This window comes from Bradyrhizobium sp. 23 (assembly GCF_023073295.1).
Classification (GTDB): Bacteria; Pseudomonadota; Alphaproteobacteria; order Rhizobiales; family Xanthobacteraceae; genus Bradyrhizobium; species Bradyrhizobium canariense_D.
The window spans coordinates 44,813-63,946 of record NZ_JADPJF010000054.1 but is presented as its reverse complement, the minus strand read 5'-3'; the positions used below and the strand labels follow the sequence as shown (position 1 = coordinate 63,946).

The window sequence follows — 19,134 nt, the reverse complement described above, 5'->3', positions numbered from 1 at the left end:
CGCACGTTGCTAACACCGCGCCAAACGGCGTAACATCCGCCGAGACTCTAACCGCTACTGGGTGAAACTTCAGGGGCAGGTCAGGCAGTTTGTCTGCATTGGCCTCCTGCCACTGAACCGAGGCAGCGTCATCGGCCATTCCAAGCGATCGTGCCACGTTCAACATGCCAGGATTGAGATCGATGCCCGTCACGACCCCGGTTGGGCCCACCTTCACCGCCGCGAGGCGCGCCACTATTCCAGTGCCGCAAGCAATATCGACTACGCGTTCGCCCAACTTCGGTCGAGCGGGGTCTATCAGGATGGTGGCCCATGGCGCAAACACAGCCGGGACCAACTCCCGTTCGTACACTTCGGGCGCACTACCAGCGACCTGCCACTGACCTTGCTGGCCCATCAGATGATGCCAAAAGGGCGTTCGCTCCTGCGCTTATAGCTCAACAGAGCGATGTCCGCCACGGGCAAGCGAATAGCCCTGCTTCTTATTGCTCCCGAACCCCTCCCTTCCTCAGCCCATCGAGAATGTCGTCGATCTCTCGACGAAACTGCGGGTTCGTTGACATTGAGTAAACAAGATCACGGTACCACTGGACCGTGAAGTTTGGTCGCAGTTTGTTCAATTCAGTCAAGCTCCGCTGTGCCTGTTCCAATTGCCCCGTGACTCCATAAGCCAAAGTCAGATCTACATAAGCGTACATGTGCGAGTTGTTCAGATTGACCGAGCGCCCGCATTCCTCGATGGCCTCTCCATATTGGTGCAAGTGCAAGTGTGCATGGCAGAGCCAGAAGTGCCATTGGAAAGAAAAAGGATCTCTCGGGATGAGACGGAGAGCCAATTGGACCGGCGAGAACGCTTCGCGCGCGCGCCCGGAGGCGACGAGTGCAATTGCTTTAGCAGCGTAGGCAGCTGGATCATTAGGATCAATTTCGAGCGCCGCATCGTATTCAGCCAATGCCTCCTCAGGACGTCCAAATAGAAGAATGGTTCCCTTGGTCGTATGAGCACTCGCGCTTGCCGGGCTTTTGGACAGAACTCTGTCGATGAGGTAGATCGCTTGCTTTTTGTCTTCAACAACGGACGAAGACCATCGGTTGTTCACACCAGCCGCCAGACACCGCGCTTTGCCAATCATGGCTTCAACGTTGTCCGGATCGAGGCGTAGCGCGTTATCGAATAGGTCCATTGCCTGACCATTTTGGATCTTCGACTGCGGCCCATAGAGCTTTGCCCAGCCGCGCATCGTGAAGTCCGTGGCGTCTGGATTTCTCGATCGGTCCACTTCGCTGCGACGGCTTTCGGCTTGGATCAGTTCGATGTTAAGCGAGCGCGCGAGCCGCGCTGTGATCTGGTCCTGCAAGGCGGCGAGGTTCGTACGGTCGCCGTCGAAACGATCGGACCAGACGTCCCGACCGCTCGCGATATCCGTAAGTGATACGTTGACCCGAACCTGATCCCCGTTGCGCCGCACCGCGCCCTGGACCGCCCAGCGGATGCCAAGGTCCTTGCCGAGCGTCCTGAAGTCGATCTGCTTGTTCTTGTATGTAAACGCCGTTCCGCGTCCGATAACGAACGCGCCGGGCATTTGCGCGAGGTCGGTCGTCAGGTCGGTCGTGATGCCATCGGCGAAATAGTCCTGCTCCAGATCATTACTGACGTTTGCGAACGGCAGAATGACAAGTGACAAGCGGGGAGCAATGTCAGGCCGGGCAGTAGCTTCCCTCTGCGTCTGTTGCTTGTCCGGAAACACGTCGGTGCGGAGCGTCTTCCACACAGTCCAATAGCCGACGAAGCCACCCGCGATCGCACCGACAGCCGCAATCGAAGCGAGCGCCCCGCCGATCATTTGCATTCGCACCCGGAAGCGACGCTTAAATTTACGCCTCGATGCCGGTTGGTCCGGAGGCTCGTCGTCAGATGGCGTTTTGTTCAGTGGGTCACTATCGGATGCTGGTTTATTCGGTCGGTCGCTGGAGACTTCAGAGTCTGTCACCATTGGCTCCCCGCAGGGGCCAAACGCCCGGATGCCCGAACCTAGCAGAGTTTTGAGGTTTTGCGTGGGTCAAGGTTGCTGACTAGGTTCACGGCCCTTACAAGTTGTTGCGGTGGTGTTGAATGGACGTCCGGTTCGCGTCAGAAGCTGCCTTCGAGCCAATTTCAGCTAGCGACCGGCTTACAGCGACAGTGACGCGCTCTTGCGATCATCCTTTTGCGCAGGCGCAACAACGCCGATACGCGCGACGGCGATGGGAAGCGTGCCGAGCTGCCGCCTCCGACGCCACGTTGACAGCGGACCCGACGTTCGCTCTAGGAAAAATAGACAGTCCCGCTCGCAGGGTGAAGCTCATTTAGTGCGCCCGCTGTAAGACGCGGGCCAGCCTGCCGTTGAACACGATCCGCCGCCCACTGGATACGCCGCTTTGGAAGCTGGAAGCTTCACTCAGATGTCGGGCCGGTCGAACGCCCCGCTCTTCGCCGCCCGCACGCATGATCAAGTTGACCGATGCGCGGCAGATCGCGCCTAACAGGTGGGTGCATCCGACCGAGGAGCGTTTATGCGCGACCCACGACCAAGTTTGCCGTTGAATTGACGACGCATTGGCGACGTTCTCGTTATCGCTCGCTTCACAGGATGTGGATCGTGGACCGATCAAGCGGCCCGTCAATGACGGCGCTTCTTCACGCCTGCGTCTTCGATGATCTGGCTGGCATCCGGCTCTCGATTCCCGCGTCTATGTCCGGCGACCTGTTGCAGGCGCACGGATCACCGGCACCACACTGGCAGCCGAACTCTGCGCTCCATCCCCGGTCCGGGTGGTTCTCGCAGACAAAGCCTAAGCCAAAGCAGATGGGACAGTTGGGATCGGTCATGGCATGAAAAAGCGCGCGGGCCTTGCTCCAAAGATCGCAAGCATACCGCGCGCCTCGGTTGCGCCGCCAATTCTTTGCGAACCGCGGCGGCCGAATTGCCTACCTTGTCGACGGCCTTCCTCAGTTCGTCCGTGGAGACGCCAGGTTGCTTGGTCCAGTACTTGCCTGGAACTCTTCATGCATGTTGATCTTGCTACGGTCGCGCTGGTCCCCACTGGTGAGATTGTCGCTCATCCCCCTCCTCCATCGCCTGTACAAGCCGTTCATCGTCAAGAACGGTCAGCAGGTCATTGATCGTCTTTTCGCTGTCCCTCGGCCCAGGCTCGACATAGCGAGCCAGGATGGCTTGGGCTTCTTCTACCGCTCGGGTTACGCGATCCGGCATGCCGATACTCCACTCACTGGCAAGGAAAACGCCCGTAAGAACGGCGTGTTCCCAAAAGGAAGGCCTCCGGGAGAGCAGAGGCCTAGTCTGGGGAGGTTGCATATACTTGGAGAACTTGACCTGCTGCGCCCCGTTCCTACCGCTGCGCATGAAGCTGGCGCCTCCGCGCTGATCGCTTAATCTGCGTTATGGGTGCGCTCGAGCAGGAGCCCTGCTCTCGTCCCCGTAGTGGGCTCGTCCTGCCTTTGGCGAGCAATGGTGAGAGGCTTCAATAGAACCCGTCTGCTTGGATCCTTGACGCATCAACGCCACCGCGTCTTCATCGCCCAGGCGGAGGCATCAGTAGCCCGCATGCAGTGGCGCCGAATGTACGTGAGCTATTTTTTGGATAACCCTTTGAACGAACTAGCGCGAAGCAGGCCTTCAGAGGTGATGTCCCGGTATTCAACGTCCGCAAAAAACTTCGGCTCGACCCAGGTGGCCTTCGGTTTCTTGATGCGCTAGTGAGCTTTTGCTTCGGGCTGACAACCGTATCAAGCGCCTTGCGGATCTCCGCCGATTTGGTCCGGCTCCAGCCCGTCCCGACCTTCCCCATGTAGCGCAGCTCTTTCCCTTCCTGCTTGCCGAGGTAGAGCGCGGCGACGCCGGACGGATCCTTGACGAAACCAACGACGGGGAATTTCTCGCGCTGCACCGTCTTGATCTTCTGCCAGGTCTCAACCCGCTCCGACCGGTACGGCGCATCAACCCGCTTGGAGACGATGCCCTCGTAGTTCAGCTTGCTGGCCGCCTCGAACAGCGCCTGCCCGTCACCCTCATGGTGCTCACTGTAGAAGATGGGAGCTTCCAGCCCGTTCTCGTCTATCAGCTGCTTCAGCAGCTCCTTGCGGGCAAGCTGAGCCATTCTGCGAACGTCCTTGCCGTCCAACCATAGAAGATCGAAGGCGAAGTAAACCAGCCGGTCCTGGTCGCCTCGGCCGAGGTCCGCCTGAAGTTCGGAGAAGTTGGTTCGCCCCTCATGGATGACCACCACCTCCCCGTCCACGATGGCCTGACCCGGAATGTCGAAGGCACCAGCAATGACCGAGAAACGGTTGACCCAGTTGTGGGCGTTGCGGGTAAAGGCTTTACGGGTGTCGCCGTGGATGTGGGGCTGGATGCGGTAGCCGTCGTATTTGACTTCGTGAATCCATTCAGCCCCCGAAGGAGCTTTCATCTTCAAGGTCGCAAGCTGAGGGCTGATGAAGCCCGGCATGGAAGCCTGCGGCTTCTTGGCCGGTGCCCGGGTACGCTTTGCCACTAACGCAACTCACAAAAGCCCGCCGCCGGTGTTGGGGAGCCGACGACGGGGCACTCTACCTACCTTATTCACGACTCTCCAACCGCGAAGCTGAAGCGGCGTTCCCGGGCGTTCTCTCATACAACCGCAATCGCGATTCCAGGTTGTATTTTCAACGTCAACGAGAACGGCCGCCGAACAGGAAGCGAACGCTTGTGGTGAATCCTTCTCAGTACCGACGCCGCTGCGGCGCGGCCGGCCGGCGGGAGATCGGTGCCGACAACGCAGCTCGGCTTGGCGGGAGTTTGCTTGCACCAATGATTGGCTGCGGAGATGATGCGGAATGTCAAAAGCCATGGAGTTGATTGTCGCAGGTTATGTGCGGGGCAAGGATCGACGCGCTCTCGCACAATTGCTCGCGCATCGGCGCAGGATGCTGGGGCGAGCTGCAGGCCGTCTCGGGTATCGATCCCGCGAACGCCATTCAAGCCGTTCAGGACGAATTTGCTATCATCGAAGCGGGCTTGGAGGAGCTTAGGCCGCCGCCTGGCGCATTGCCCGAGAACGAGTGGAGCTAGGCAGCCCGCGTGGACGCGATAGTGCAACGATGACTGGAAGCTGACCGCATAAAATACGGGGATACCACATGCTCGTTCCTGATGAACCTGACTTGGCGGCGGCTTGCCTACACAATGCTGATCGGTATGCGCTCTAGGCTCGTCTGGCAGTAAGGGTGAGGCGGCTTTCGTCAGGAGGCCACGACCATGCCCAAAGAGATCGCTATAGCGCTCTGGTCCTTGGCTGCTGCAAGCGTAGTCGCATTCAGTATGGCGGCGCTCGTTGCGGCCCACTAGAAGAGACATAGACCCGCGAGCGTGAACCTCGGCAGAAGTGGCGCCGACCGGAGCTGCCTGCTATCTCCGTGCAGCGCCCCTCTCGCTCCCCAGCAAAGGCCCATGTCTCCGGCCAGACGTTTCACCGAAGCGATATACCTTCCAAGCGCGGTGGCTATTCGGTCGCGGTCGAGCCCGCGTTGACCATTTTGATCAGCGTCTGTACCTCGCCCTCTCTGCACCGCTTAGATTTGTGATTTTGCACGCGCCACAGTCCTTCGCGCGCGAGAATAGCAAAACTGTTCCCGTTCTCGGAACTTCCCGCAAGATGGATTTCGGTTCCCCAGAAATTGTGTTGGCAAACGAGGCAAAGTTAGAGCAGAATTTTGTCACCGGGGCTGACTGCATATTTTACTTTCGATTTGACCCGGGCTTTTTTGGCAATGCGCGGGCCGCAGCGGTTTAAACCTCCCGCTGCGGCCTTCTATTTGCGGTCCGGCTGAGAACCGGCACGCGATCAGCCACGAACTTGCTAAGAACTTATGCGAGGCAATATCCAGACGATGCCACCCACTCCCGTTCGCATCCGTAAGCACGAAGCTGTGCCGTTAACCGGCAGCTATGAAGTCAATTCGCCGATGGTCGGCCGAGCGTTTACTTCTATTGGGACGATATCGCGGGACGGCGGCTTGCACCGAACCTATTGACCGGGGCAGAAGCGCTTGAACAGGCCCGGGCACTCGCAAGAGCGGAGCTCGCCCACTATCGAGACCAGGAAGGATAGAAGAACGTAAGCTCGCGCGACTGGGGATTTTCCGGGTTGACCCAGCTCAGTGGAACCACAAGGAGCGGCGGCATTTCAGTCATCGCCCGCTCGCCGCCTGAGCTGGCGGAGCGGCCCCGCCCCACCAGCCCCCAAGCTGGGGCCGCCTCTCGGCCGTCCGTAGTATCGGAGTAAGTGTATGCGTTCCTCGCCCTCGGTCGTGCCAACCGACCGTCTCGACCGAGACATTTACATCGTGCTCGAAGACTTTGGCGCGCGCGCCGGCTGCGCCTGGCGCGAGACGGACGAACAGCACACCGATCTCGAAACAGTGCTGCAAGGCCTCCTCTCCGGCCAGTATGTCTATCCGGTCCGTATGGTGTGCTTCAACGCGAGCGTCGTCGTCAGCATTCACAATGCAGCGTGTCTATGATGCTCGCTTGATTGGGCGCAACTGTTCTTCTGTTGCTCGATGAGAATTGCATCGACCGGCTAGAGAACGAAATCGTGCGAGTCGCAGCGCTTCAGACTGCATAAGTTCGCCTTCTCGGCGTCGCCGAATCCGGCTGGCTTCGTAAAGGTTGCCACAGCGCGCGGCGGCAGATGTTCATCGGTCTCCGAAGAGCGCCGCTTCGATTACCTTCTTGGCCTCATCATGCTGCCGTAGCAGCCGAAGACCAATCGCCAGATTGACACTCAGAGACATCCGATTGTCGTCCCAAGCAGCTTCAGAGCCAGCGAACTTCTGTCGCATTTGCTCAAGAATGGCGATGGCTTCGGCAATTTGTGCGCGGAGTTCGCGGTTTAGTGTGCGGCGTTGGTTCGTCTCTGCCCAACGGGCTGCTTGGTCTATGCGAGCCTCTGCTGCCGCACCTGCCAAGTTTTCGTTATCGGGATAACGCCTGTGACGTTCGCTTGCGAAATCCCACCACGTCTCCGGCTCGCATCGGCTGCGCAAATAGTGGATTTTGGCCAAAGCCACGGTCGGGTCATCCGCTACGCTGTCCGTAATCAGCGACAGCGCACTATCCGCTTCGTTCGCCGCCGCCTCAACGGTGTCCATACTGCCGAAAACAAATCCTTGAGAAACACTGGCGCAAATAAATTCTGCCAAAGTAGTGCTAGGACGAAGTCGCACCTTCCTTCGCTGGGAAGCGGCGCAGAGCCCGTCGGCGATGGCCCGATTAACATTGAAGATACTTTCGTTAGGAGGATTGTGCGTGCTGATTTTGAGCTGCACGATTTTGCGTGAGGACTTAATTGCATCCTGGAAAGTGGCCAAATACCCATCAAGGGCTGCAAGCCACGTTGAAGCGTCAGTCGAACGAAGATCATTTTGCGCCGCCTGAACGAACAGGATAGCGGTCGCGTTTTGACCAAGCACCTCGGCCCTGGCGCAAGCTGGCGGAGGTGGTTCAGGTGGAGCTTCGGGAGGAGGAACAGGCTCAGGCAGCACGGCGGCCGGCTCGATGTCGAGCAGTGGCACCGCGAGCGGTGCGGGTGGTTCGCCCGGACCTAACACGAGCAATGCTCTCAACCATCAAACTACGGGAAATCGGCTGGGCAATCGCGCTAGGAATGAGAACAATGGCTCTTCTACCCCCGCCAGCGGCTACGTCAACGATCCTACGATGAGCAAGGCCGTGCAGAATTTGGGGAATACGAATACTGGTATTGTAGCGCTTAGCCGCTAGGCCTCCCCACCGGCGGGCGCCGCACAATGAGCGCCCTAGGTAAAATTAGAACGGCTTCTATTTGTCAAAAGCACCGTACACGATGTTCGTCAGCGCTGTTCTGGTCGACTAATCTGTCCAGTTGCATCATAGACGTCATCGCCCACACACGCCAGGAATAGACACAACAATTGTCGCTGGGCTGCGATCACACTGCCCATGTTGCGGGATCGAACTCCCCGCATCATCCGAAGGGCGTTCACCGCATAGAAATGCAGCAGGCTGCAGATGCAAAACTTTTCGCCAAATGTGCTCCGCTGATTCCCGCTTGGACCCCGTGGCCGAACTATTGGACCCACCGGAAGCTGAGGTTGTGGCCCCGGGCTCCTAGACACCCCGGGGCCGCCCTGCTTCAAGGCTGCGCTTGTTGCCGGCCTATCTTTTTCTAGCGCCGATGCAGATCATGGCGCCGAGCTTGCGAAGCGCTGGTCCGCCAGCCGCCATGTCGTGGCGAACGGCCAGATCCAGGCGAGCGCCGACGTTCCCTCCTTCGCGTCCGTTGCGCGCAGGCCCGACTTCAGTTCAGAAAGACGCGCTTTTTTCCTGCTAGACCCGCACCCGAAGATGCCGAATTTCCCCTTGAGCCGGACTGAAGCCGGCGACATCGCGGCCTACATCGCATCGCTGCGTTAGCAGAGCGGCCGATGGCTCAAGGTACCTGCGACATATGCAAATCCCTGCCTGAGAACCGACAGGGGTCAGCAGAAAGCATGATGGGCGGCGAATGAGGTCCATTCGACGGCCATCATGGACCGGCACCAGTGGCGATATTCACGCCGGACAAGTCCAATCTGTGGACGCGGCGTGAACACACCGAGAATCAGGACTTGTCCTTACCCGGTTGCATGAGACTGCCGGTCATCTGGCGCATGTGGTCTCCGGCACTGGTGAACTGGCTGCGCAGGAAATCCGATTGGATTCGCATCGCCTCCTGAAGGTCGGTCGCATGGACGAGCTTGCGAGCATGCTCGAACGCCGACTTCATGTTCTGCTCGGTGAAAGCGAGCGCCTGCTTCGACACGTCCGCCCCCGCGCCCGGAACGGTCGTCATCGACTTGGTGGCGGCTTCGAAAAACATGCCGAATGCCTTTTCCGCCTGGTCAATCGTCTTCTCGGCCAGGTCGCGCAGTTCGGCCGGAACTTCGAGCTTCGGTTCGATCATGGTCGCACTCCTCCCGTTTTCAGAACTGAATACCACACTTGCCGGATCGCCTGCCAGCGTCCAGCCCCGGGGAAGTCGTCGCTTGGCGGCCGGCTTTGGCAGGAAATCGTAAGGCGGGGCGCGCGGGCCGGCTCAGGAAAGGGGGTGTTCGGGGAGGGTTTCTTCGGTGGCGAGGTCTTCGACGAGCTTGATGACCTCGAAACGCTGCCGGGGCGCGAGCTTCAGAAAGGCGCGGAGCAGGCGCAGGCTTTCGACGGTGCCGCTTGCGGGCGCGCCGAGCTTGAGGTGCAGCTCAGCTGCGAAATCGAGGTTCTTCATCTCGCACCTATGACAAGCATCGGACTTCGTGATCCAACATCGAGGTCCCAACTAAGAACCCAACGCCATAACCGGATGCCATAACCGGATGCCATAACCGGATGCTATGGCGACGGCGCGCCTTCGGCCGGGGGAAGCCCGGTGTGTTCGCACGCCGAGCTACATGTGCAAGCGCGCACCTGAACAGGTTGTAACTATGTCAAGAAACAACCCCTCCGGCAAGCCCAACGGTTGGCGCAGCGATGCTTCGTCTGCATCGCACCACGGCAATTCCGGATAACAGGAATAGGGCCCGCCGTCACCCACCTGCGTCAAGAAGCGGCATCGATCAGGCATACAGCCTCGATTGCCGTCAATCGACGCTGCGTTTCGTGTTGTTTCGGATGTGAATGGATGTTGGTGGACGCGAACCAGTGCTTCTTCAGCGTATACACGTAATTGTTGAGTCTGGCGTCGGCGGTTGTATCGTCGACGAAATAGGCGTCGATCTCGCGCTATGGATCGGCAGCCACAGCGCGGCCTTCTGACCAAGAGACAAACTATTACGTTTGGATTTCATCCAAACCCGTCCCCTCGAGCTCTTGGACTTGGACTCGGCCTCTTCGCATCAGGATTCATCGGGCCGCATTTGTTTCCGGCCGTGAACCGTTTTCGAGGAGCAAACGACAAAGCGGTGGCGAACAGTCACGCAGATCACGGGCGCCGTGGCCGATGCATTGATCGAACCGGGCGCCCCAGCACCAAAGGACGACGGCATGCTTTCTCGCTGCGATCTCATCAAGGGCGCCGCAGTCGCGCTTCTCACCTTCTCGACACAAAGCGCGTGGGCGCAGGAGACCAGGATGAACCTGTTCAAGATCGTCACCATCAAGGACGAAATCGTCGTCGGATTGTCGACGGAGGAGCTTCAGGCCCTCGGCGGCAATGATGCCAGCGCCGTTGCACATGCTCTGGTACAGAAGGGCGATCTCACCGTCTGGCAATACAACGTGCATCGCGGTCCGAACGGCGAATTGCAGCAGGCGCCGACCGCCAAAATCGGCCTTTTGGCCAACGCCTCGCTGCGGGTCGAGCCCTATGCCACGACCTACCAGATCCTACCGCATCCCTAAGCACAAGACCGGCGCGCCCACGATCGTGGTCGCGGGCGCGCCGTTGTCATCTTCGTTGCCCTGCACGCTGTCTCCCCGTTTCCGTCGCAAAGCCATAGATCACTGCCAGCCGGTCCAGGCATTCACGGAAACGTCGGGCAAAATAGTCGATCCAGCGCTGCGTACGGACGGCGCGACGCTGGCCGATCTCGTCCATGGTCAGGCCCAGCACCAACACGTCGTGCACTAGCGCGGCACCGTCTGTGCCGAGTTCGCGCTCGATCCGGTTCAGCCGCAGCACCGCCTGGCGTTGGCTCTCGGTGACCGGCTCGCGCATGCGCGCGCCATCGACATATTCGCGAGTCGGGTCCATTGCCTGAGGGCCTCGCTCGGCCTTCTCCCAATCGTCCTGGAAGGCGCGCCCGCCGCGATACTGCGCCTCGTCGATCTGACGGTGCGCATGCAGCCGGCCGAGCGGATCGCTGCGGATCGACCGCACGGCCATAATCTTTTCGCCGGGGTCGAGCGCCAGCGGATTGTCCACCTCGACTTCCGCCACCTCCGCATTGAACGGTATCTCACGTGAGCGTCGGTCGTAGACATTCGCCAGTTTAAAGGAACTGTTGCGTCGGACACGTGCCACTCGGATACTCCTTGCGAAATTGACGATTGAACGGACGGTCGTCAGGTCAGGCGGCAGAGACCAGCCTCAGCACGACGGGGCCGTCGACGCGGGCGGATCCGGCTCCGGCGCGGCTCGTCAGGCGCGCATGCGGCATGCAATAGCTCGAGCCCGGCTCACTTGGATGGCCGCAGAAGGTAATCTCCTCCCCGTCCTTGTCGCCGCCATAGGGATAGCGACAGTCCTCGGCAGCGAGTTCGACCAACGGGACCAGGCGCGGCTGGACGCCGACGCAGCGCAATTTGACCTGCGCGGCAGGCTTCATCGCAGATTTCGGCGGCAGGTTCAGTAACGCGTGACGGTGCGGGAGGATAAGACAGGCTCCAGACGGCAGCACCGGCACGATCGACGGGCTCGTCATCCGCACCTGCACGATCAGCCCGAGCCGCTTGGCGCGGCCGACCACCGCGTTGCGCGTGTAAGCCGTCCCGAACCTTGCGTTAATCTGTCTTCCGATCTCCGCATAAGACAACCCCTTGAGAAAATAGTCGCGAAGCGCGTCGGAGTGCTCCGACGGCCAATGAGCCGGTTCCATGCTGCTGTCCTGTGATGCGCCTCCTCCGATCGCACGACCGCGAGGCGGAGCCTACATTCCGGTATTCCGAAGTCGAAGTCAAGCGATAATTCTGATATTCATAATTGCATCAATTCCGAATTTCGGATTACAAGAGACGGACGATGGACAATCGAGGGAATCACCATGTTGGACGCTGCAATGATCGAACGGGGCCTGGAAAAGACGGGCAAGAGCAAGGGCGGCCTGGCGGCTGCCATGGGCGTACGCCCCGGCGCTGTCTCGGAGATCCTCGGCGGCGAACGCCTGGTGAAGGCTTCGGAAATCATTCCGATCATGGAATATCTCGAGCTCAATCTCGCGCCGATCATGGGCCGCGTCGGGGCCGGTGCCGTGATCGAGCCGGACTATGAGCAGGTTCCCCCCGAAGGCCTTGGCGACATCGCGCTGCCCTTTCCGATCATGGAGGAGACCATCGCATTCGAGATCGTGGGCGATTCGATGCTGCCCAAATACGAGAGCGGCGACGTAATCGTAGTCTACAAGGACCAGCGCCATCCGCTGTCGAGCTTCTACGGCGAGGAGGCCGTGGTCCGGCTCAAGACCGGCGAGCGCTATCTGAAGACCATCGAACGAGGCAAATCCCCCTCCGTCGTCAATCTCAGCAGCTTCAATGCCAAGCAGATCGTCGGCGTGAAACTGGAGTGGGTCGGCGAGATCTGCCTGTCGATGCCCAAGGGGCAGCTGGAGCGGCTGCGCGCCAAGTCGGCGCGCCCGCGCAAGAGGGGCAAGTAGGCTGCAATTTCCGTTTTTACGAAATTCACCTTGACTTGATTCCGTTTTTCGGAAATACTCTGCCGTGCCCGACCATGGGCACGGCAGGATCGTTTCATGCAGTATTTCGTCGTGATGATCGACTATGGGCGCCGCGGCCGCGAGGCAGTGGTCGACCCTGAAATCACCAGGCGCGAGGTCATTTCCCGCGTTGCCTCAGGGGAATATCGGAATATCTCGTTCATCCAGGAAATCGTGGAGAATTCGGTCGAAGACGTGACCGAGGCGATCCTCGCTGAGGCTGCCCTGCCCCGGATCCCGCCCGAAGAAGTCGACCTCCAGGCTCTCCGCCTCGATCACGCCCGCGATCTGCGTAAGCACGAGCGGACATAACGCAGGCCCAGGGCCGACCTTTTCCGGTCCGATCGAATCGGAACGGGCTCTGGATTTCTTATTTTGACGCGTTTTCTCTACGCGAACCGGAATCCAGTTCGCTCGAAACGCTCTGCCAGCCTGCGCCACAGCCCGGTCGGAGATCACACCGTGAGGACGGTCGATCCCGTGGTCTTGCGCGCGGCGAGATCGGCATGCGCCTTGGCGGCGTCCTTCAGTGGATAGGTCTGGCGCACCTCGATCTTGACCGCGCCGGACTTGACGACATCGAACAGCTCGCCCGCCATCGCGACCAGGCTTTCGCGCTTGGCGGCGTAGGTGAACAGCGTCGGCCGGGTGACGTAGAGCGAGCCCTTCTGCGCCAGCAGACCGAGATTGAGCGGCTCGACGGCGCCGGAGGACGCACCGAACAGCGCGGCGACGCCGAGCGGCGCGAGGCAATCGAGCGACTTCAAGAACGTATCCTTGCCGACCGAGTCATAGACCACCGGCACCTTCTTGCCGCCGGTGATCTCGTCCACGCGCTTCACGAAATCCTCGCGGCTATAGATGATGACATGGTCGCAGCCATGCTCCTTGGCGAGCTTGGCCTTCTCGTCGTTGCTGACGGTGCCGATCACGGTTGCGCCGAGATGCTTGGCCCACTGGGAGAGAATCAGGCCGACGCCGCCGGCGGCCGCATGCAGCAGGATGGTGTCGCCGGCCTTCACCCGATAGGTCTGCCGGATCAGATATTGCGTTGTGAGCCCCTTCAGCATCATCGCCGCTGCGGTCTTGTCGTCGACACCGTCCGGCAGCTTCAGCAGTCGGTCGGCCGGGATCAGCCGCGCCTCGGAATAGGCCCCGAGCGGCGAGGCGCCGTAGGCGACGCGATCGCCGGGCTTCAGATCGGTGACGCCAGGCCCGACCTCCTCGACGACGCCAGCAGCCTCGCTACCAAGCCCACTCGGCAGTTGCACCGGGTAAAGGCCCGAACGATTGTAGATGTCGACGAAGTTGAGACCGACGGCGGTATGGCGGATTCGTGCCTCGCCTGGTCCGGGCTTGCCGACACTGACTTCTTCCCAGACCAGCACTTCCGGACCACCAGTCTTATGAAAGCGAATGGCATGCGTCATGGGCGTTGCTCCCTTATCGTTGAGGTCGAAGTCCGAATATCGGATCGGGCTTTGAAATAGGTATTTGCTCCACCCGTCACAGTACAGAGACGTAACAAGAATGTCACAGCGAACGACAAACCTCCGCCGTTCCGCCTCTGTTCGAAAGAGTTGATGTCGGCCTTTCGCCGGCCGGCAGTAGCCTTCGCGCGGGTTTGGAGGTCGTCTGCGAAGGAGAGCCGAGATGCCAGCTTATGTACAGCATCATCAGGATATCGAGATCGCGCCTGTGATTTGCCCTGCTTGCATGGGGTTCCTTCCAATGTATGTGCGCGAGGTCGAACCGCATTGGAGTCTTGCCAAGATCGACTTCGTCTATGAATGCGCCGATTGCGGCGCCGAGGTCAGACAGACGATCCGCAAGCCGGAGTTGCTGCGGCACTGATCCCGCGGCCGGTTGGCCGCCCGACTATTTGCGTTGAGCGGAAAAAACGCTCATTCGCGCGGGTCTGGCCTCTCCCAAACGAGGCTTGTTCTTTGCCGTGAACGCAGGCAGAAAAAGCCTCAATCAAGACCTTTGGGAGCGCCTTTTCGTGGCTGAACAGAAGCCCTCGACAGCGATCGAGGCAGTGGAGAGCGGTCTCGCCGCTCGAGGCTACATCGCGAGCCGGCAGATCGCGACCGCCGTCTATTTGTCGCAACAGATCGAGAAGCCGATCCTGGTCGAAGGACCCGCGGGCGTCGGCAAGACCGAGCTTGCCAAGGCGATCGCGGCCTGGCGCGGCCTGAAGATGATCCGCCTTCAGTGCTACGAAGGCCTCGACGAGGCCAAGGCGCTCTATGAATGGAAATACGCCAAGCAGCTTCTCTACACGCAGATCCTCAAGGACAAGCTCGGAGAAGTCCTTGGCGGCGCGCAGACTTTGCACGCTGCACTTAATCAACTCCACGATTTCGGTGACGTGTTCTTCTCCAAGGAGTTCGTCGAGCCGCGGCCGCTGCTGCAAGCGCTGGAGCAGCCGGGCGGCTGCGTGCTCCTGATCGACGAAATCGACAAGTCGGATGCGGAATTCGAATCGCTGCTGCTGGAAATTCTCTCCGATTTCCAGGTCACGATCCCCGAACTCGGCACCGTCTCCGCGATCACGCCGCCAACGGTGATCCTCACCTCCAACAGCGAGCGCGATCTCGGCGACGCCCTGAAGCGGCGCTGCCTGCATCTGCACATCGGCTTCCCCGAGCAGCGGCTCGAGGAGCGCATCGTCGAGAGCCGCGTCCCCAACATTTCGCAGACGCTGCGGCGGCAGATGGTCGGCTTCATCCACGAAATCCGCTCGCTCGACCTGAAGAAGCTGCCTTCGGTCAGCGAGACCATCGACTGGGCACGCGTGCTGGTGCTCTTGCAGGCCTCGGAGCTCGACACCGAGATCGTCAAGGACACGCTCAACGTGCTCCTGAAATACGAGGCCGACATCGAGGCGGCTCAGCCTCAGATTACGACCTTCATTGCCAAGGCAGCACGATCCAACGTCTTCGGTTGACCCCGATGCGCGAGAATATCCATCGTTTCTTCCGTGCCGCACGGGGCGCCGGGGTCCATGTCTCGCCGGCCGAAAGCATCGATGCGATGCGTGCGGTCGCGCAGGTCGGCGTCTCCGACCGGACCATCCTGCGCGATGCGCTCCTTCTGACGCTCGCCAAGTCGCAGGACGAAAAGCTCGCGCTCGGAGACTGTTTCGATCTGTTCTTCAGCCAGCCGGAGCCGCGACAGGAACAGCCTGAAGCCGACAGCAACTATGTTTCGGAGGACGCGGATCAATCTCCGTCGTCGAGTGCGGCCAGCGATGCGAGCGCCGGTTCGCCTCCCGCAGAATTGGGGCCCCTCGCGCAGATGCTGCTGTTGCAGGATCGCAACGCGATCACCGCCGCGATCGCCAGCGCCTCAGGTGCGGCCTCCCTATCCGACATCCGCTACTCCACCCAGCGCGGCATCTTCTCCAGCCGCATCCTTGACGCCATGGGGCTCCAGCGGCTGCGCGACGATCTCGAGGAGCTGACCGCGACCAATCCGGCACTGGCCGAGCGGCTTCGCGCCGCGCTCGATGCCTTGCGCGAAGCCGTCCGCGACACCGTCGCGCAGGGGCTTGCGCTCTATGCCCGCGAGGAAGCTGAAAACCTCCGCAACGAGATTCTTCGCAACGCGCCGCTTGCCCGCATCGAGCGCCGCCATGTCGCGGAGATGCGCGCTCTCATCCGCCAGATCGCACGTCGCCTGCGCGAGCGCTATTCGAAACCACGCAAGCGCCAACGGCGCGGTCATCTCGACGTCCGCCGCACGCTGCGCCGCAATGCCGCCTGGGGCGGCATCCCCTTTCTCACGGCCTGGAAGCGCAAGCATCGCGATCGGCCGAAGATCGTGGCACTCTGCGACGTCTCGGGCTCGGTGGCGCAGGTCTCGGATTTCTTCCTGCTCCTGATCCACTCGCTGCACGAGGTGGTCGACGACGTCCATTCGTTCGCCTTCTCCTCGCATCTGATCGAAGTCAGCGACATCCTGGAATCGAAACCGCCGGAAGAGGCGATGGCCGAGATCATGTCCAAGGTCGGCTTCGGCTCCTCCGACTACGGCTCGGCGCTGGCCGATTTCGAGAAGGAGTTCATGAGCACGCTGACGCCGCAGACCACGGTGATCGTGCTGGGCGATGCCCGCAGCAACAATCTCGATCCGCGCGCCGACATCCTGCGCCGCATCTCTGAGCGCTCGAAGCGACTGGTGTGGCTCAATCCCGAAGGACGTCTCGCCTGGGGCTTTGGCGATTCCGAGATGCCGCGCTATGCGACCTTCTGCAGCGTGGTGCGCCAGTGCGCCACCGCGCAGCAGCTCGAGCGCGCGGTATCCGATATTGTGGCGACTTATCAGTAGGCCTTACCCACAGCCGACGTCAGTTTCGCCCCAGCTCCGTCTGAGCCACATTGCACTCCCGGAAATGATAGGCGATCTCGTCAAGCGCGCGCTGCTCCCATTCCTGAGCTTGCGCAAGCCAGAAAAGCCGGCGCTGCAAATCAAGCGCGGCACGCTCCCGGCACAGGGATTCCTGACTGCGAATTTCGACCAGCCTGTTCATGCACTCCACTCCTGCCGTGTGAAGCCATTCCCCGCGAATCAGCGTAACAGAATCCCGAACCCTTCGTTCTCATGATTTCTGTGCATATTGCGAGGCAGAATGGGACAGCAGCGCTTCCCGTGCAGTGCGGTAGTTCGCGGACCAACATCAAGCCTACATCATCAATATGTGATCGAGGCTCGGACGGTCCTCGTGACCGAGCGGTCTTAACTCTTGTGGCGCAATGGCGTGCAGCAATTTGTGAAGAGAAGTTCTAAACGCCTCACCGAATTCCCGACTCATTGTCGTCGCACGGTCTTCATGCAGCGCCTCTAACAGAGGCGCAGGAACGGCACCACGGCTTGAGGCAACATGAGCAACGACATCGACTTCGATCTTTCGCCAGACCAATGGGAGGTTCTGAAGGCGCTTCGCGACCCGGTGTCGAACGGTCGCCTTTCCAAGGCCTATCTCATCGAGAGCCTCGTCAAGTTCGGTCTTGTCGTCGTCTGCGACGGCGTGCCGGTCATGACGCCGAATGGACGCAAGGTGCTGGTACGCGGATCGTGTCGGCTGCTGGATCTCGCGGCGTGACGCGGCCACCCGCGCGCAGAACGTGACTGTGGACCGCAAAATCGTCTGTCCACGTGACCGACGGCACCTGGAACGGTTTCCCGGCGCCGATGCGGATGCCGGTCGCACCGCAAAAAGACCGAATAGACCTCCTCCTCAGCGAAAACCGCGACAATCTGGCACGCTTGTTGCTCCTTTCGACGATCGAGACGTCGTCAAAACGGGGGAGTCACCATGTCGACCATTGCCGCGGCCCCGGCCGCCGAGCCAAAGCCGCTCTACACGTCGCTGTTCGTCCAGGTCCTGGCCGCGCTGATCCTCGGCATCATTCTCGGGGTGGCCGCGCCGGATTTTGCCATCTCGCTCAAGATTCTGAGCGACGCCTTCCTGAAGCTGATTTCGATGATCGTGGCGCCGATCGTGTTCTGCGTCGTCGTGCACGGCATTGCCGGCGCGGGCGACCTCAAGAAGGTCGGACGGGTCGGGGTCAAAGCGCTGGTCTATTTCGAGGTGATGACCACAGTCGCGCTCGTGGTAGGTCTCATCCTGGCCTACACTTTCGGCCCCGGTCAAGGCATGAACATCGACCCCTCGACGCTGGACGCCAAGGCGCTCAATACCTATGCCGACAACGCCCACAAGCTTCAGGGCGGCGGCATCGGCTCCTTCCTCCTCAACGTGATCCCGAGCACCTCGTTCGACGCGTTGTCGCGCAACGACGTGCTCCAGGTGCTGTTTTTCGCCGTGCTGTTCGGCGTAGGCCTCGCACTGGTCGGCGGCGAGAAGGGCAAGCTCGTGACGTCGATGATCGATGCCGCCTCGACCGTGCTGTTCCGCGTCATGGGGCTTATCGTCCGCGTTGCTCCACTTGGCGTACTCGGCGCAGTCGCCTACACCGTCGGCAAATACGGCGTCGGCTCGCTCAAGCAGCTCGTCTCACTGGTTGCGCTGTTCTACGTCTCGGTCGGCATCTTCGTGCTGGGCGTGCTCGGCGGCGTCATGGCGCTTGCCGGCATCAACATCCTCAAATTCCTCGCCTACCTGCGCGAGGAGTTGACGATCGTGCTCGCGACCGCCTCGTCCGACGCCGTGCTGCCGCAGATCATGAAGAAGCTGGAGCGGATGGGCGTGAAGGATTCCGTCGTCGGACTCGTGATTCCGACCGGATATTCCTTCAACCTCGACGCGTTCTCGATCTACCTGACGCTTGCGGTCGTCTTCATCGCGCAGGCGACCAACACGCCGCTGTCCTTCGGCGACCTCCTGCTGGTGCTCGGCGTCTCCCTGATCACCTCGAAGGGCGCGCATGGCGTACCGGGCTCCGCGATCGTGATTCTGGCGGCGACGCTGAACGCGGTGCCCAGCATCCCTGCGATCGGCCTCGTGCTGGTCTTGTCGGTCGACTGGTTCATCGGCATGGCTCGCGCGGTCGGCAACCTCACCGGAAATTGCGTTGCGACCGTGGTGGTGGCCGCCTGGGAAGGCGACCTCGACCGCGCCAAGGCGGCCAAGGTCCTCGACGGTGGCGAGCTTGTGGACGTGACGGCGGGGTAACGACCGCCGT

The 19,134-nt window shown here is 60.7% G+C and carries 18 protein-coding genes and 4 pseudogenes; 10 read left to right on the top strand and 12 right to left on the bottom strand.

Features of this window, described 5'->3' with window-relative positions; genetic code table 11:
• From IVB32_RS13460 to IVB32_RS13445, 5 genes and pseudogenes are all read right to left on the bottom strand, one after another.
• The coding region (locus tag IVB32_RS13460; RefSeq protein ID WP_247410577.1) for a methyltransferase domain-containing protein at window positions 1–397 on the bottom strand (397 nt) is incomplete at its 3' end.
• Window positions 398–482: 85 nt separating this feature from the next.
• Complete coding sequence (locus IVB32_RS13455) at window positions 483–1,844, bottom strand: tetratricopeptide repeat protein (protein ID WP_247410575.1); 1,362 nt, start codon at window positions 1,842–1,844, stop codon at window positions 483–485.
• Window positions 1,845–2,933: 1,089 nt separating this feature from the next.
• Window positions 2,934–3,103: pseudogene (locus IVB32_RS13450) on the bottom strand (DUF3606 domain-containing protein); the annotation flags it as partial.
• A gap of 528 nt (window positions 3,104–3,631) precedes the next feature.
• The gene (locus IVB32_RS43030) at window positions 3,632–3,751 is read right to left on the bottom strand and encodes a hypothetical protein (RefSeq protein ID WP_346348200.1); all 120 of its coding nucleotides are present in this window, start codon (window positions 3,749–3,751) and stop codon (window positions 3,632–3,634) included.
• A gap of 53 nt (window positions 3,752–3,804) precedes the next feature.
• Window positions 3,805–4,470 (bottom strand): annotated as a pseudogene (locus tag IVB32_RS13445) (ATP-dependent DNA ligase); the annotation flags it as partial.
• Window positions 4,471–6,328: 1,858 nt separating this feature from the next.
• Here IVB32_RS13445 and IVB32_RS13440 point away from each other — a divergent pair.
• Window positions 6,329–6,523: pseudogene (locus IVB32_RS13440) on the top strand (hypothetical protein); the annotation flags it as partial.
• Window positions 6,524–6,736: 213 nt separating this feature from the next.
• Here the strand turns inward: IVB32_RS13440 and IVB32_RS13435 are convergent.
• Window positions 6,737–7,651, bottom strand: coding sequence for a hypothetical protein (locus IVB32_RS13435; protein WP_157642978.1), 915 nt, complete (start codon window positions 7,649–7,651; stop codon window positions 6,737–6,739).
• Between the two features lie 601 nt (window positions 7,652–8,252).
• On the opposite strand from IVB32_RS13435, the pseudogene IVB32_RS13430 reads away from it, so the two are divergent.
• Window positions 8,253–8,495: pseudogene (locus tag IVB32_RS13430) on the top strand (cytochrome c); the annotation flags it as partial.
• Window positions 8,496–8,682: 187 nt separating this feature from the next.
• Here the strand turns inward: IVB32_RS13430 and IVB32_RS13425 are convergent.
• Together IVB32_RS13425 and IVB32_RS13420 are read right to left on the bottom strand one after the other, a co-directional pair.
• Entirely contained in the window at window positions 8,683–9,024 is a 342-nt protein-coding gene (locus IVB32_RS13425) for a phasin (RefSeq protein ID WP_018456669.1), read from the bottom strand.
• A gap of 132 nt (window positions 9,025–9,156) precedes the next feature.
• Complete coding sequence (locus IVB32_RS13420) at window positions 9,157–9,342, bottom strand: hypothetical protein (RefSeq protein ID WP_247297873.1); 186 nt, start codon at window positions 9,340–9,342, stop codon at window positions 9,157–9,159.
• 755 nt (window positions 9,343–10,097) lie between these two features.
• Between IVB32_RS13420 and IVB32_RS13415 the strand changes: the two genes are divergently transcribed.
• Window positions 10,098–10,454, top strand: coding sequence for a hypothetical protein (locus IVB32_RS13415; RefSeq protein WP_247297877.1), 357 nt, complete (start codon window positions 10,098–10,100; stop codon window positions 10,452–10,454).
• 46 nt (window positions 10,455–10,500) lie between these two features.
• Here the strand turns inward: IVB32_RS13415 and IVB32_RS13410 are convergent, their stop codons facing one another.
• Both IVB32_RS13410 and IVB32_RS13405 read right to left on the bottom strand, forming a co-directional pair.
• Window positions 10,501–11,076, bottom strand: a complete 576-nt coding sequence (locus tag IVB32_RS13410; protein WP_247361333.1) for a hypothetical protein — start codon at window positions 11,074–11,076, stop codon at window positions 10,501–10,503.
• Between the two features lie 46 nt (window positions 11,077–11,122).
• Window positions 11,123–11,650, bottom strand: coding sequence for a GcrA family cell cycle regulator (locus tag IVB32_RS13405; protein WP_247297880.1), 528 nt, complete (start codon window positions 11,648–11,650; stop codon window positions 11,123–11,125).
• 165 nt (window positions 11,651–11,815) lie between these two features.
• Between IVB32_RS13405 and IVB32_RS13400 the strand changes: the two genes are divergently transcribed.
• Together IVB32_RS13400 and IVB32_RS13395 are read left to right on the top strand one after the other, a co-directional pair.
• Complete coding sequence (locus IVB32_RS13400; RefSeq protein WP_247297883.1) at window positions 11,816–12,424, top strand: S24 family peptidase; 609 nt, start codon at window positions 11,816–11,818, stop codon at window positions 12,422–12,424.
• 96 nt (window positions 12,425–12,520) lie between these two features.
• Window positions 12,521–12,796 carry a hypothetical protein gene (locus IVB32_RS13395; protein ID WP_085395314.1) on the top strand — a complete coding sequence of 92 codons (276 nt, stop codon included), beginning with the start codon at window positions 12,521–12,523 and terminating at the stop codon, window positions 12,794–12,796.
• 143 nt (window positions 12,797–12,939) lie between these two features.
• On the opposite strand, the gene IVB32_RS13390 is transcribed toward IVB32_RS13395, so the two are convergent.
• Window positions 12,940–13,914 carry a quinone oxidoreductase gene (locus IVB32_RS13390; protein ID WP_204511912.1) on the bottom strand — a complete coding sequence of 325 codons (975 nt, stop codon included), beginning with the start codon at window positions 13,912–13,914 and terminating at the stop codon, window positions 12,940–12,942.
• A gap of 223 nt (window positions 13,915–14,137) precedes the next feature.
• On the opposite strand from IVB32_RS13390, the gene IVB32_RS13385 reads away from it, so the two are divergent.
• The 3 genes from IVB32_RS13385 (at window position 14,138) to IVB32_RS13375 (ending at window position 16,816) form a co-directional block, all read left to right on the top strand.
• Complete coding sequence (locus IVB32_RS13385) at window positions 14,138–14,338, top strand: hypothetical protein (protein WP_007612817.1); 201 nt, start codon at window positions 14,138–14,140, stop codon at window positions 14,336–14,338.
• 148 nt (window positions 14,339–14,486) lie between these two features.
• Window positions 14,487–15,434, top strand: a complete 948-nt coding sequence (locus IVB32_RS13380; RefSeq protein WP_247410570.1) for a MoxR family ATPase — start codon at window positions 14,487–14,489, stop codon at window positions 15,432–15,434.
• Between the two features lie 5 nt (window positions 15,435–15,439).
• Window positions 15,440–16,816, top strand: coding sequence for a VWA domain-containing protein (locus IVB32_RS13375; RefSeq protein ID WP_247297906.1), 1,377 nt, complete (start codon window positions 15,440–15,442; stop codon window positions 16,814–16,816).
• A 19-nt stretch (window positions 16,817–16,835) separates the two neighbouring features.
• Here the strand turns inward: IVB32_RS13375 and IVB32_RS13370 are convergent, their stop codons facing one another.
• Window positions 16,836–17,018 (bottom strand): hypothetical protein, encoded by a 183-nt coding sequence (locus IVB32_RS13370; RefSeq protein WP_018456679.1) that lies wholly within the window; start codon window positions 17,016–17,018, stop codon window positions 16,836–16,838.
• 351 nt (window positions 17,019–17,369) lie between these two features.
• On the opposite strand from IVB32_RS13370, the gene IVB32_RS13365 reads away from it, so the two are divergent.
• Together IVB32_RS13365 and IVB32_RS13360 are read left to right on the top strand one after the other, a co-directional pair.
• Window positions 17,370–17,591, top strand: a complete 222-nt coding sequence (locus tag IVB32_RS13365; RefSeq protein ID WP_018456680.1) for a hypothetical protein — start codon at window positions 17,370–17,372, stop codon at window positions 17,589–17,591.
• Window positions 17,592–17,804: 213 nt separating this feature from the next.
• Complete coding sequence (locus tag IVB32_RS13360; RefSeq protein ID WP_247372386.1) at window positions 17,805–19,124, top strand: dicarboxylate/amino acid:cation symporter; 1,320 nt, start codon at window positions 17,805–17,807, stop codon at window positions 19,122–19,124.
• Window positions 19,125–19,134 lie beyond the last annotated feature (10 nt).